Origin of the sequence: Streptomyces sp. NPDC020192 (assembly GCF_044388685.1) — a bacterium.
GTDB lineage: Bacteria > Actinomycetota > Actinomycetes > Streptomycetales > Streptomycetaceae > Streptomyces.
Genome location: NZ_JBIRXG010000034.1, coordinates 32,014 through 45,483 on the forward strand (window position 1 = coordinate 32,014; position 13,470 = coordinate 45,483).

At 69.9% G+C, this 13,470-nt stretch carries 10 protein-coding genes and 2 pseudogenes; 5 read left to right on the top strand and 7 right to left on the bottom strand.

The features are described from left to right. Positions 1-2 precede the first annotated feature (2 nt). From ACH47Z_RS39945 to ACH47Z_RS39960, 4 genes are all read right to left on the bottom strand, one after another. Positions 3-773 carry an MlaE family ABC transporter permease gene (locus ACH47Z_RS39945; RefSeq protein ID WP_399083151.1) on the bottom strand — a complete coding sequence of 257 codons (771 nt, stop codon included), beginning with the start codon at positions 771-773 and terminating at the stop codon, positions 3-5. Further along, positions 770-1,699: an ABC transporter ATP-binding protein gene (locus ACH47Z_RS39950; protein WP_399083154.1), complete on the bottom strand. Its 930-nt coding sequence runs from the start codon at positions 1,697-1,699 to the stop codon at positions 770-772. Before ACH47Z_RS39950 ends, ACH47Z_RS39945 begins: the two co-directional genes overlap by 4 nt. A 107-nt stretch (positions 1,700-1,806) precedes the next feature. After that, on the bottom strand, positions 1,807-2,850 hold the full coding sequence (locus ACH47Z_RS39955; protein WP_399083157.1) for a sigma-70 family RNA polymerase sigma factor: 1,044 nt from the start codon (positions 2,848-2,850) through the stop codon (positions 1,807-1,809). A gap of 103 nt (positions 2,851-2,953) precedes the next feature. Continuing rightward, positions 2,954-3,994, bottom strand: coding sequence for a lytic transglycosylase domain-containing protein (locus ACH47Z_RS39960; protein WP_399083160.1), 1,041 nt, complete (start codon positions 3,992-3,994; stop codon positions 2,954-2,956). Positions 3,995-4,705: 711 nt separating this feature from the next. Here ACH47Z_RS39960 and ACH47Z_RS39965 point away from each other — a divergent pair. Then, on the top strand, positions 4,706-5,149 hold the full coding sequence (locus ACH47Z_RS39965; protein WP_399083163.1) for a hypothetical protein: 444 nt from the start codon (positions 4,706-4,708) through the stop codon (positions 5,147-5,149). Between the two features lie 182 nt (positions 5,150-5,331). On the opposite strand, the pseudogene ACH47Z_RS39970 reads toward ACH47Z_RS39965, so the two are convergent. Next, positions 5,332-5,655, bottom strand: a pseudogene (locus ACH47Z_RS39970) (hypothetical protein); the annotation flags it as partial. A gap of 330 nt (positions 5,656-5,985) precedes the next feature. Here ACH47Z_RS39970 and ACH47Z_RS39975 point away from each other — a divergent pair. Further along, on the top strand, positions 5,986-7,203 hold the full coding sequence (locus ACH47Z_RS39975) for a serine hydrolase domain-containing protein (RefSeq protein WP_399083166.1): 1,218 nt from the start codon (positions 5,986-5,988) through the stop codon (positions 7,201-7,203). A 641-nt stretch (positions 7,204-7,844) separates the two neighbouring features. Next, positions 7,845-8,023: pseudogene (locus ACH47Z_RS39980) on the top strand (IS5/IS1182 family transposase); the annotation flags it as partial. Between the two features lie 281 nt (positions 8,024-8,304). On the opposite strand, the gene ACH47Z_RS39985 reads toward ACH47Z_RS39980, so the two are convergent. Beyond that, a complete protein-coding gene (locus tag ACH47Z_RS39985; RefSeq protein WP_399083169.1) occupies positions 8,305-9,477 on the bottom strand; it encodes an alpha/beta hydrolase family protein in 1,173 nt (390 codons plus the stop codon). A gap of 97 nt (positions 9,478-9,574) precedes the next feature. On the opposite strand from ACH47Z_RS39985, the gene ACH47Z_RS39990 reads away from it, so the two are divergent. Next, positions 9,575-10,189 carry a TetR/AcrR family transcriptional regulator gene (locus tag ACH47Z_RS39990; protein WP_399083171.1) on the top strand — a complete coding sequence of 205 codons (615 nt, stop codon included), beginning with the start codon at positions 9,575-9,577 and terminating at the stop codon, positions 10,187-10,189. Between the two features lie 304 nt (positions 10,190-10,493). Here the strand turns inward: ACH47Z_RS39990 and ACH47Z_RS39995 are convergent, their stop codons facing one another. Further along, positions 10,494-11,735: a helix-turn-helix domain-containing protein gene (locus ACH47Z_RS39995; protein ID WP_399083174.1), complete on the bottom strand. Its 1,242-nt coding sequence runs from the start codon at positions 11,733-11,735 to the stop codon at positions 10,494-10,496. Between the two features lie 239 nt (positions 11,736-11,974). On the opposite strand from ACH47Z_RS39995, the gene ACH47Z_RS40000 reads away from it, so the two are divergent. Continuing rightward, a complete protein-coding gene (locus ACH47Z_RS40000) occupies positions 11,975-13,438 on the top strand; it encodes a class I adenylate-forming enzyme family protein (protein ID WP_399083178.1) in 1,464 nt (487 codons plus the stop codon). Positions 13,439-13,470 lie beyond the last annotated feature (32 nt).

A 13,470-nucleotide genomic window follows, 5' to 3' on the forward strand; every position in this document is an offset into this window, starting at 1 on the left:
CTTCAGCCCTTCTGTGGAACGACTTGGAAGTACATGGCGGTCATCACGAAGTTGGTCACGAACAGCAACATGAAGGTGATCACCACGGACTGGTTGACGGCATCGCCCACGCCCTTCGGACCGCCCTGTGCCGTCAGCCCCTTGTACGAGGCGACGATCGCCGCGATGGCCCCGAACACGAGCGCCTTGATCTCCGCCGCCCACAGGTCGGACAGCTGGGCGAGGGTGGTGAAGGACGCCAGGTAGGCGCCGGGCGTGCCGTGCTGGAGGACGACGTTGAAGAAGTAGCCGCCCGCGACACCGACGACCGAGACGAGGCCGTTGAGCAGCACGGCCACGACCATCGACGCCAGCACGCGCGGTACGACGAGCCGGTGGATCGGGTCGATGCCGAGCACCTGCATCGCGTCGATCTCGTCCCGGATCTTGCGTGCCCCGAGGTCCGCACAGATCGCCGTGCCGCCCGCGCCCGCGATCAGCAGCGCGGTGACGATCGGCGAGGCCTCGCGCAGCACCGCGAGCACGGACGCGGCACCGGCGAAGGACTGCGCGCCCAACTGCCGGGTCAGGCTGCCGATCTGCAGCGCGATGACCGCCCCGAAGGGGATCGAGACCAGCGCCGTCGGCAGAATGGTGACGCTCGCGACGAACCACGCCTGCTGAATGAACTCCCGCGCCTGGAAGGGCCGTCGGGGCAGGGCCCGGACGACGTCCAGCGCCATCGCGAAGAGGTTGCCCGAGTGCCGGAGCGCACCTGTCGGGGAGAGCCTCATGCGTTGCTCACCCCCGTCCCGTGCAGCTGTGCCTCGCGTCTCGCGATCGCCTCCCAGCGGGGCGGGCGGGTGATGCCGGGGCCGGGCAGCAGGCGGGGCGTCAGGTCCCGGACGCGTGGACCCTCCTCGATCTGGGCCAGCTCCTGCTCGACCTGGGCCGCGTCCTTCTCCTCCGCCATGCCGATCGGCCCCTGCATCCGGCCGTTCAGGAACTGCCGCACGACGGGCTCGTCACTGGTCAGCAGTTTCTCGCGGGGCCCGAACATCACCAGCTCGCGCCGGAACAGCAGCCCGATGTTGTCCGGGACCTGGCGGGCCGAGGCTATGTCGTGAGTGACGATCAGGAAGGTCGCGTCGATCTGTGCGTTGAGGTCGACGATGAGCTGGTTGAGGTAGGCCACGCGGACCGGATCCAGGCCCGAGTCCGGCTCGTCGAACAGGATGATCTCCGGGTCGAGGACCAGGGCGCGGGCGAGCCCGGCACGCTTGCGCATACCGCCGGAGATCTCGCCGGGCAGCTTCTCCTCGGCGCCGATCAGCCCGACCATGTCCATCTTCTCCAGCACGATGCGCCGGATCTCGCTCTCGGACTTGCGGGTGTGCTCGCGCAGCGGGAAGGCGATGTTGTCGTACAGGTTCATCGAGCCGAACAGCGCGCCGTCCTGGAACAGCACGCCGAACAGCTTCCGCACCTCGTACAGGTCGTGCTCACGGAGTTTGGTGATGTCCCGGCCCTGGATCGTGATGGAGCCGCGCTCCGGCTTCAGCAGCCCCACGAGCGTCTTGAGGAACACCGACTTGCCCGTCCCCGAGGGGCCGAGCATCACCGAGACCTCCCCGGCGGGCAGCGTCAGCGAGACGTCCTGCCAGATGACCTGGTGGCCGAAGGACTTGGTCAGCCCTTCCACACAGATCTCGACACCCATCCGGTTCCACCCTTCGCCCGTGGAGCAGCTCCGACATCTGCTCTACGGGGAGGCGCGGGGCGTCCGTCGCGGCGACCGGGATTTTTTTCGGACGCGTTTACGGCGTGCTACGGCAGCTTCGGTGACGGCGTGCTCGAAGGCGTCCTCGGGGCGAGGACGGGGGAGGAGAGCGGAGCGGCCTGGGCGGGGGGAAGCGAGGGGAGCGACGAGGCGGCCGACCCCGTCGGCAGGTCCGGCAGGTCCGGCACCTTCGGCACGCCGGGCAGCTGCGGGACCTGCGGCGCCGACAGACCCGGGAGCGGGGACGAGGACACGACCGGCAGGGACGGCACGGGCACCGGCAGGGACGTTTCCCCAGTGGGTGAGGGCGTCCGACCCCGAGCCCCGGGCGCCGGGGGCGAGGAGGTGCCCGTCTTGGGGGTGCGCCCCCGGCTCGTGGCGTCGCTGAGCCGGACCTGCGCGGCGCCGGACACGGTCGGCCGCGGCGCCGGACCGTTCCCGTTTCCGCCCGCATTGACCGCGTACGGCAGCACGAACCCCGCCACCGCCAGGGTCGCCGCCGTCGAGGTCACCGCGACCACCTGGGCCTTGCCACCCCCGCGCAGCCGCCCCCGCCCGACCAGGAACAGCACCAGAGCGAGCGTCCCGGCCAGCGAGGCGCGCAGCGTCCGCCGGGCCCGGGCGAGCAGCGACTCGACGGTCCGGTAGCTGAGCCCCATCCGTACCGCGACCTGGCTCACGTCCAGGTCCTCGGACTTCAGCCGGAGCGCCTCCGCCTGCCGGGCGGGCAGCTCACCGCTGCGCACGGCGAGCCACTTCGCCTCGGCCCGGTCGCACACCGCTTCCTCGACGGGTACCGGGCCCGGCGCGACGAGCGTGGGGCGGCTGCCCACCTCGGCCTCGCGGTTGACCTGCCGGTACCGGTCGACGCACAGCCGCATCGTCACCGTCGTCAGCCAGGCGCCGAGCCGCTCGTCGTCGAGGTCCGAACGTTCCGCGGCCCGCAACATCGCCTCGTGCACGGCGTCCTCGGCGTCCTCCTGGCTCATGGAGCGTCGCCGGGCCACCTTGAGCAGCTGCTCGCGATGGCTCCACATGCGCTGCCAACGCTCCTCGCCGGCCGCTGTGTCCGCAGGCATGTCCGTCGCCATGAGAGGGCCCCTTCGCACTCACCCGCCGGTCCTGTGCTTCCGGCGGGTGGCGACATTACCGCCGAGTAGTCGCGGTTGTGGAGGGGGAGACGCCCATCGTGTTCTAGCCGTTGCCGACGGTCAGCGGCCCCGCGTCGGGCAGCACACCGCCGCCGGGCAGCGTGAGAGTCGGCTCGGGGACGGGAACCAGCGGCGTCCCGGACGCCTTCGGGACGCCGGCCGTAGGGGACGGGCTGGGCGAGGGTGCGGCGGGCGGCGCCGACGGCGTGCGCGAGGGACCAGGGCCCGGCTTGCGGTCGTCCGAGGGCTTCGACGGCGAGGGCTTCGGCCTCTTCGGGCGGGACGGCTTCGGCCGGTCCGACCGGGATCCGGCGGACGCGTCCGGCACCACGCGGTGTCCGGTCAGGTAGTACGCGTACCAGGCCTTGACGGTGCGCAGATAGGCGTCCGAGTGGTTGTAGCCCAGGATCGCCCGGTCCAGGTCGGCGGGGTTCGACAGGTCCCGGCCGCCCGCGCACAGGTAGCGGCCGGCGGCGAGCGCCGCGTCGTATACGTTGTTCGGGTCCGACCGTCCGTCGCCGTTGCCGTCCGCGCCCCAGCGGGCCCAGGTGGACGGGATGAACTGCATCGGGCCGACCGCGCGGTCGTACACCGCGTCCCCGTCGTACGCGCCGCCATCGGTGTCCGGTACGACGGCGAAGGCGCCGCCGGTCAGCCGCGGGCCGAGGATGGGTGTCACGGTCGTACCGTCCGGGGTCACCCGGCCGCCCCATGCCTGCCCGGACTCCACCTGGCCGATCGCGGCCAGCAACTGCCAGCGCAGCCGGCAGCCGGGCGCGCTGCGCGCCAGCTCCTCCTCGGCCCGCCGGTACGCGGCGAACACGCTCGCGGGCAGGGAGCCGCCGACCGTCGCTCCCGGTGCCGAGCCGTTCTTCGGCGTCCGCAGCGGGGGAAGGCCGGTGCGGTACGGGGTGTTGCCGGACACGCTGGGGCCGTGCTCGGCGGGCACCGTCCGCGTGGGATCCGCGGCCTCGGCCGAGACCGCCCCCGGCGCCTGCGACGCGGTCAGGACGGCCATCGCCGCCGCCGCGATCGCTGTACCCCTGGCACCCCTCAGTGCCCCCTTGAGCGCACGCGCTGTCACTGTGCAGTCCCCTCCGTGGGTGAATCCGTCATCTGCTCTACGCGGCCGGAAGGCAGGTCCGTCGCGTGGAACCGGGCGGATGGGGGCGCCTTTTCGGGAGCGGGGTACACACGCGTGTCCGGGCGGACATCGACCCCGATCGTCGGCCCGCCCGACCGCGCGCGTAAGGGTGGGCTGCGGACCACGATGCAACCCTCGCGTCCCGCAGCCAATGGACAACGCAGGACGCCGCCACCCGGCTCGAAGCGGGAGCGTGGGGGCTCGCCGCCCCTGTGGGTGGTGCTGACCTGGATGCGGGAACTTCAACCGGCTTGCGGGGCAGGGGTGGTTGGCGTGCGCCGGGACCGGTCTCGGGCGCAGAGCTTTCCTTGTGCCACCAGAACCGTATCGTCAATCGAACGGGCCATCGAGGGGCTGCCAGTGGAACACATCGCGCGGCGGCTCGGCCTGCCGCAGCACAGGGTGAACAGCTCACTCGGGTCCGTCTGCCGCATGGCTTGCCTCGCTCGTTCGTTGCTGGCGCACGTACACGGCAGAGGCAGGTGCCGTGCGCCCTCGCGAACTGATTCGCACTTGCGGCCGAGCAGTCCGCGCCGAATCCGGCTTGGCGGTATCCGAATCGTTCCGTATCTGCTCCGTTCCGTGATGGTTGGACGCGTCGACCGGCGGCGAATTGGCCGCCGGCGGACCGAGAGAGAGGAAGCCCCACACATGCCTCCCATCCCGGTGAAGCCCGGCACCTACGAGATCGACGGCACCATCCTGGGCGGACGGGCCGTGGTCACGGCCGGGGAGCACGCCAGCGAGCACGGCGTCCCCCTCATCACCAACCGCCCGCTGTACCCCCCGTTCCAGCAGACCTGGACCATCGAGCCCCTTGAGCCCATTCCGGGCTCCGCGTATGTGATCCGCCTGACCCACCACGAGCAGACCGGCATCGTGACCGCCGAGGACAAGCTCTGGGTCGACAACGTCCCGCGCCAGGACTGGGCGAAGTTCACGTTCGAGCCGGCCCTCGGCGGGTTCCATGTACTGTCGGACAACGGCCTGGCCTTGCGCCTCGTGCGCCCCGGCGCGCAGATCGAACTCGCCCCGCCCAAGCAGGAGCCCCAGGAACTGTGGCACCTGACCTTCCGCCCCTTCGGCGACGAGTAGTCCTCACAGCAGGTGCCCGACAGTGCTCCCTTCGCGTGCGACGTGCGGGATGGGAGCACTGCCGTGTCCGGGTCTCCCAAGGCCACCTTGGCGGGCGTCTCCTGCTTGGGCGGCAGCGGCACGACGCCGATCTGCTCCAGGAGCTTGCGCTGCCCGTCCATCAGGCCGTGCCAGACGGCGTGTTCACGGTTGCGCTGAAGCCACCGCCCGACGTCCATCCCGTGCACGGTCACGCCGGGCAGGACGTCGGTCCGGCCCTCTTCGTCGCACACCAGCTCCCGCAGCGCGGCGTAGAGCTGCTGCCAGTGCGCCGGCCACTGCGGGTTCCAGTGCTCATCGACCGCCTCCAGCGCGGTCTTCCACTCCGGGTGGTCGTCCTGCGCCTTCGCCAGCCGACACATTTGCGGCGGGTGCGCTGTTGGGCGCGGACACCGCCCCTGCTCACCGCCCTGATCACCACTGAAGCCGGAACCATGCCCCCGATCTACCGGCGGCTGGCCGGCCATGGCGGTCACCACCTGCCCGAGCGGGCCGACAGTGCGTGGACGGACATCGTCAAGATCCTTCACGACCGCTACCGCAACCCATAGCGGCACTGCTGACCGAGGTGGCGTCGGTGAGCGGCAACGGCAGCTCAGGTGCCGGTGCCGCCGGCACAGATCGCGACGCGCTCGCGAGGTGCATGACCGTCACGGTCGTCGTCGGCGGCGGGGTCGACTCGGGGTGAGTTCGGGGTCGGATCAGGGTTGGTCCCGATGCCTGGCCGGGCGGTTGTCGAGCAGGATCGATCGCGTGGATACAGACCGTTCAGCACAACGAATCTCACGGAGTCTCATATGAAGCTGCTGGCTCGCCGCGTCGCCGCCCTCTGTCTCATCAGCTCCGCTGTCATCGGCGTGGGTGCCGGTTCGGGCGGGCAGGCCTTCGCCGTGAGTAACGCTGGTACCGGCGCTACGAAGGTCTTCCCGTCGCTGGATCCGTCCGCGCTCCAAGCCGCCATCGAGTCCCGGCCGGCCGACGGTGCCTCCGGCGCGATCGCTCGGGTCGGCGAGCCGGGCCAGTTGTGGAAGGGGTCGACCGTCGACAGCCAAACCGGGCGGAAGATCCCAGCGAACGCGCACTTCCACATCGGTAGCATCTCGAAAGTCTTCGAGACCACGGTCGTCCTGCAACTCGTCGCCGAGGGCCGGATCGACCTCGACCACACCGCTCAGCAGTACATGCCCGGTCTGCTCCCGGACACCTTCCAGCCGGTCACCGTCCGCGAGCTCATCAACTACACCAGCGGGCTTCCGGACGTGGACGAGGGCAAACCCGCACAGAGCGCCGACGCGACGATCGCCAACCGTTACGAGTACCGCACCTTCGACGACATCATCAGGACCACCCTGCGCCCCGCCGACCGCCCCTGGCCCGGTCCGCACTTCGCGCCCGGCACCGAGCAGGAGTACAACTCCCTCGGTTTCCGGATCGCGGGCAGACTCATCGAACGGGTCACCGGCCACTCGTTCAAGGAGGAGGTCACCGAACGCATCCTGAAGCCGCTGCAACTCGAACAGACCTCGGTGCCCGAGGACGACCCCGTGATGCCCCGGCCCTACCTCCACGGATACGTGACCGACAGCCACGGAAGGGCGGTGGACGTCAGCGAGCAGGGCGGTGACCCGTCCAACATGATCTCCACCCCGGCCGACCTGGACCGCTTCATCACCGCCCTGTTCCAGGGCCGCCTGCTGCCCCCCGCGCAGCTCAACGAGATGTTCACCCTGCCAAAGGACAACGAGGGCAAGCTCGTCCCGTTCATCGGCACCAGCTGCAACAAGGTGGCCTGCTTCGGCGCCGCCCTGATGTCCACCCCGCTGCCCGACGGGGGCGTGCTCTGGGGCAAGACCGGCCACGACTTCGGCTACGCCAACGGTATGTTCGCGACCCGCGACCTGTCCCTGCGCGGCATCTACTCGGTCTCCAACCTGAGCCTCGACTTCGGGGCTCCGACCCCGCTGGCCAACCGCCTGCTGACGGCGGTCGTGGCGCCCGCAGCCGGGCAGCACTGATCCAGCCAGAACTGGGTCCACGAGGCGATTCGGGGCTGGCCTTGGCCTCTGGCCTGGTTCGCGAAGCCGGCCCCGCGTATCCGGATCCGCCTCTGCCGGACGGGCACGTGTGTCATCGATTTCCGTAGCTGGTGATCACCATGGGGACGTAGGACACGAACTTCCCCCCTGTTACCGCACTTGACCGGCGTGACGGTTGTCTTTGTCGATGCGACAGGCCCTGTCGTGATCGTCCGGGCTCGTCCCGTGACGAAGTGCCTGCTCGGTGTACGGGCTGCGACATCACCCGCGACTGGGTGCACAGCCGCTGTGTACGCCGTCTGGCCGACTGGGCGATCGGTGGCCGGCCGGTGCGCATCGAGCTGAGCGTGCGCCGCCCGCATGCGCTGCGACCTGCAGCCCCTCCAGGAGGTCGGCGAGATCGCGGTCGACCTGCGGAGGCCAATCAGTGGAAGCCACAACCACGGCTATCGGGTGACAGCCATACCCAGCACCCCTGGGTGTCCCGATCGTACGAATGACCCGGATCAGCCCACGAAGAAAGGTATGGATCGGGTGGCGGGCAGGGGGGGCGTAACAGGCTGGGCCCTCGGACTGGAGCGGGATGTCTCACGTCCCAACTCGCCAGCTTGGGAGCCTCGTTGGTTGTCCATCCTCGCGCACTCGACCTGCCACACGCGCTCGTGGAGTGGGCCACCATGCTGATCGTCACCCGCGAGGGTGACAGCCGCTGCAAAATCCGCCCTTCCCAGCGAGCCATGGTGGCCCTGGTGTACACCTGCGCGAGCACACCACCCTCGCCGAGCTCGCCGCCGGCTTCATGTCTCCGCTGACCACGCGCATCCGCAAGGTCTTCCGACTCGCGGGCCGGCTTCCCGCCTACCGGCGCTGCGCGACCGTGGAGGAGGCGACGCGAGACGAGCCAGCCCCGTGACAGGGGCCCGGAATCCCTACCCGTGACCTCAAGCGAGACGTCAGCGGCATCCTGACGGCTTATCCGATTGCGCGATGCGGCAAGGCGCGCTGCCGAGCCCTGGAAAGCATGACGCCGAGAGTAATCGGCCCATGCCCTCGAAACGACCTGCAGGCCAGCATGCGAGGTCAGCCGGCGAGCAGGGTGTCGAGCCAGTCGAAGGTGCGCTGGTGGAACAGGAACATCGCACCCTCGTGGCAGTGCTCGCCTGCGCCTTCGTCCTCACGGAAGGAGATCAGCTCCTTCTGGCAGGTCAACTCGCCGAACAGACGCTGCGGCTGCCCCGTGAAGAACTGGTCGTTCTCGGCTTCGAGTACGAGTGTCGGGAAGGTGATGTGGTCGGCGATACCCGCCATGGTGTACGCCTCGGTTGCCTTGACCAACTCGTCGATGTCGGACACACCGAAGGTCCACCGGCCGTTGCGCACCACCCATCGCACCATGGTGTTCTGCGCCATCAACGCCTCCATACCGCCGGGCATCGAAGCCGCACGGCTGGCGGTTGCGGCGATGACCGCGTGGAAGTCGTAGACGCCGTCGTACAGCACGCACGCGGCGAGACGGTGCTCGAAGGCGGCCGCCCTCGCGGCGAGGTAGCCGCCGAGGCTCATGCCGATCAGCACGAGTTGCTCGGCGTCCACCTCGGGCACGGTGAGCGCGAAGTCGACGGCCGGGGTGACCACGGCCTCCCAGTCCGGCCGGAAGTGCAGGCCCTGATCGCGGACGGTGCTGCCCTGGCCGGGGCCGTCGAACGCGATGACGTTGTAGCCGCGCCGCAGTGCGCCTGCGGCCAGCGCAAAGTAGTCCTCCTCGAGGGTGGAGTCGTACCCGCCGTGGGCGAGCACGGTCGGGCGCGGGGTGCCCGAGTCGTCGGCGAGGAACAGGTAGCCAGGCAGCGTGGTGTCCTCGTACGGGATGCGCAGGGCGCGGGCCGGAGTGTCGAGCAGCTCGGCCGCGTCAGCGAACGTCTGCTGGGAGGCCCTGGCGAGCCGCGCCGACTCGGCGTCAGCGGCGGGATCCTCGCGGCGGTAGAAGTCGGCGGTCCGGTAGTAGTTGGACGCGCGCAGCAGCGCCTCCCGGGCGCTGACTCGGTGACCGGCGGCCAGCGCGTCCCGGCCGATGCGCTCGATGCGCGCCGCCGTCGCAGCCCACTGGGCCGACCAGGCCTCCTCGTCTCCCTCTGGGATCTGCCGGCAGGTGACCAGGACCTCGCCGAGGTCGGCGCCGCCGTAGGCGGCGTAGCCCGCAGCCCGCAGTGCCTCGAAGGAGAAGGACTCGTCGTCGTAGAGGAATTTCATCATCGGCTCCCTTCCATGAATGGAACGGAACGGCAGCGTTCCGTAGCGTTTAAAAGGTAACACATGGAACGCAACCGTTCCGTTCGCTATGCTCGGGAGCATGACAGTGCAGCAGAAGAAGGGCCGCCCGGCGACCGGCGGGGCGGTCCTGCGACAGCGGGTGACCGAGGCGATCACCGAGGCAGCCTTCGCCGAACTCGCCGAGGCCGGGTATGCGCGGATGTCGATGGAGTCAGTGGCCCGGCGCGCCGGCGTGGGCAAGGCCGCGCTCTACCGGCGCTGGCCCTCGAAGCAGGCGATGGTCACCGAGTTGATCCGTGGCAAGGTCACCGACGCGCTCCCGCCCACGCCTGCCACGGGCGCCCTGCACACCGACCTGCGGGAACTGCTCGCCACCTTCCGCAGCCAACTGGCCAATCCGCTACTTGCCCGGATCGCGGCCGGACTGCTCGCCGAGGCCAGCCACGACGACGCTCTGGCGGAGGGGCTCAACACCGGAGTGACCGCACCGCGGCGGGCGGCGGCGCGCACGATACTGCAGGGCGCGATTGACCGCGGCGAACTCCCCCCCGGGCTGGATCTGGATCTCGGCACCGACCTACTGATCGCACCGCTCGCATTCCGCGTACTGGTCATACAGGGGCGCAGCGACGATGAGTATCTGGAAACACTGACCAACGCAATCGAGGCGGCGCTGAGAGCGGCAGTCCGCTAGCCTCGCCGTTTCGGTTGGGGTGGAGTCAAGCGATCCCCGACCGGTTCTGGCACCTGGCCCTCGACCAGCACGACAGTCTGCGGACAGGGGCCGAGGTCGCCGAGCTGACCGGCATGGTCGATCTGCCGGGATACCGACGGGCACCCGCATGGCAAGACCACCGGCTTCGACCGCTTCCCCTGACGAGGATCATGTCGCAGCTCGCCTCACCCGCCGCGGCCGCCGCCTACGACTGCGAATCTCCGCGACCTGGCCGTCACCCTGGCATCCCTGCTGATGTGGGCGTGACATTTGACGACAACTCCTAGGCGCCGCCCTCCGCATACCAGATTCCGAGCTGCGCGCAGGCCAGCAGGGCCACCTCGATGTCCAGACGGTTCTCGGTGAGCGGGTGGCCGAGTATCTCCTCGGCCTTTCGGACCCGGTAGTGGACGGTGTTCTTGTGCACATGCATGCGTGCGGCGGCGTCGGTGAAGCTGCCGCGCGCGTCGAGGAAAACCTGGAGAGTCTCGCGCAGGCGGACCGTGGCCTCGTCGTCGCGCATGAGGTCACCGAGGACGCGCCCGGCCCAGGCTCTGACATCGGGGAGGTGGTCGACGAGGAGGCCGGCCAGCGCGACCTGGGAGTGGAGGACGAGCGCGCGGTCGGGGTCGGCTCCGGTGGCGGCGACGTTGCGGGCACGCTGTGCGTCCCGGAACGTCTGCCGGAATCCGTCGAGTCCGGGAGAGGGGTCACCGAGGGCGATGCGGAGCTCGGGGTGCGCGCGCAGTTCGTTCCCGAGGCGGTGGACGTCGAGGTCCGGCCTGCCAGTGGAGGAGATCCACGCCCAGCACGTCTGCTCGTCGGCGGAGATCGTCAGCGGAGCCTTGCCGGTGGCCGCCGCCAGCATCGCCGCGCCCGCGCGGAGGTGGGCCGAGGCATGGCCGGCCGGGCCGGGCCCGGTCCAGATGATCGCGGCGAGGTGCCACCCGCGCAGCGACGTCGACAGCATCTTCTCGGCCGAGGCGAGGTCGAGTCCCTCGGTGTCGAGCACGGCGCGGACCTGCGCGGCACGGGTCGCGTCGGAGCGGGCGTCCCAACGTCTGCGCTCGTTCTCGTAGATGTCGATGACGCCTTCGATGACCTGGTCGATGTAACTGTTCGTCAGCAGCGCGATCCGGCTCGTCGCCGTCAGCGCCTCGTCCGTGGGCAGGTCGAGACTCCGGAGCGCGGTCATGGCCCACTGCACGAACATGTGCTCGCCGAGGCGGTAGGCGCGCAGCAGCGCTTCCAGCGACAGGTCGTGCTGGGCGAAGCGGCGGGCGTACTCGGCGGCGGCCGGCGGCACCGTGATGTCGTCGAGGGAGATGTTCAGCGCCAGCATGTCGACGATGGCCGTCAGGTTCGAGGAGGTGCTGGCGACCATCAGCCGCCGTACGGCGTCGTCGTGGCGGAACTCGGGGATGACGTCGACGAACATCGAGGTCATCCTGGCCGTCAGGTTCTCCAGATCGGCCTGGATGCTCTTGGCGGCATCCCGCACGACCCCGTCGACATGAGCGCTCATACCGGGACGGTATCCAACGGATGCTGTCCGGAAAGTACCTGGCGGACGGCGGACCACGGTGGGCGGCAGCAAGCGGGAGCGGGGCCGGCCCGGGCGCTCGTCGGCCGGGAGCTCGTTTTGTGACGGCGGCAACAAAGAGGCCGGTCCGCGATGGGACACAAGCCCATGGTCGCCCGCCCGCGTCCTCCCTACCTTTTTCCCACCAACTTCGTCACGGTGCGACTCAAGGGTGGGGAAACGTGCTGCACATCGCCGAATTGCCGGATCTTCGGGCCGCCCGGAATCCCATGGGCCCCTGTATCGAGGACGACCACGAGCAGCTGGACAATCAGGCTTTCCTGACACGGGTCCGGAATGCGGCGGCCGCCCTGCGTGCCCATGGAACGGGCGCCGGGGATGTGGTCGCGGTCATTCTGCCGAATCGTCTGGAACTCGTCGTCGTCATGTTCGCCGCGTGGCGGCTGGGGGCCGCGGTCACGCCCGTGAATCCCGGGCTCACCGATGCGGAGGCACGCCATCAGATCGAGGTTTCCGGGGCGAAGGTGGTGATCACCGATGATCGTGCCCGTACCGTCGGGACGCTCGATGTGGCGGCCGTGACGGCTGCCTCGGCGGCCGGGGAGGGTGTGGGCGCTGACTCCATCGCTCCGGCGTCCGACGCCCTCGCCCTGATCATCTACACGAGCGGCACCACGGGGCGCCCGAAGGGCGTGATGCTCGACCACGCCAACGTCGCCGCCATGTGCCGGATGATCATCGAAGGGATCGGCCTGGACGAGACCGACCACAGCCTGCTGGTCCTGCCGTTGTTCCACGTCAACGGCATCGTGGTGAGCGTGCTGTCGCCGCTGCTGGCGGGAGGGCGGGCGACGATCGCGGGCCGGTTCCGGGCCCCGGCGTTCTTCGCCTCGGTCGAACGTGCCCGGCCGACCTACTTCTCGGCGGTGCCGGCGATCTACGCGCTGCTGGTGGCGCTGCCCGACGAGGTGCGTCCGGACACCTCGTCGCTGCGCCGGGTGATCTGCGGGGCCGCGCCGATGCCCGCCGAACTGATCACCCGGTTCGAGGACCGGTACGGCGTGCCCGTCGTCGAGGGCTACGGGCTGTCCGAGGGCACCTGCGCCTCGACGCTGAACCCGCCTGCCGGGCCGCGTAAGCCCGGGACGGTCGGGCTCCCGCTGCCGGGGCAGACCGTCGCCGTGATGGACGGCGAGGGCAACCTGCTCGACGACGGGTCGGCGGGCGAGGTGGTGGTCCGGGGCCCGAACGTCATGCGCGGCTACCTCGGACTCCCCGAGGAGACGGCCGCGACGATCATCGATGGCTGGCTGCACACCGGTGACGTCGGGCGCTTCGACGCCGACGGCTATCTCGTCCTGGTCGACCGGATCAAGGACATGATCATCCGGGGCGGGGAGAACATCTACCCCAAGGAGATCGAGAACGTCCTGCACACCCACCCGGCGGTGCTGGAGGCCGCGGTGGTCGGCGCCCCCGACCAGGTGCTCGGCGAGGTCCCGGTCGCCCACGTCGTACCGCTGCCGGGTGCGGCGGTCACCGCCGGTGAACTTGTCGAGCACTGCCGCGGCTCGCTGGCCCGGATCAAGGTGCCGGTGACGGTCGTCGTCACCGAGTCGCTGCCGAGGAATCCGGTGGGGAAGATCGACAAACGGATCCTTCGCTCCCTCTCCGTCAATTCGTAACGGATTTACGTCACTGCTCACCCGGAGATTTC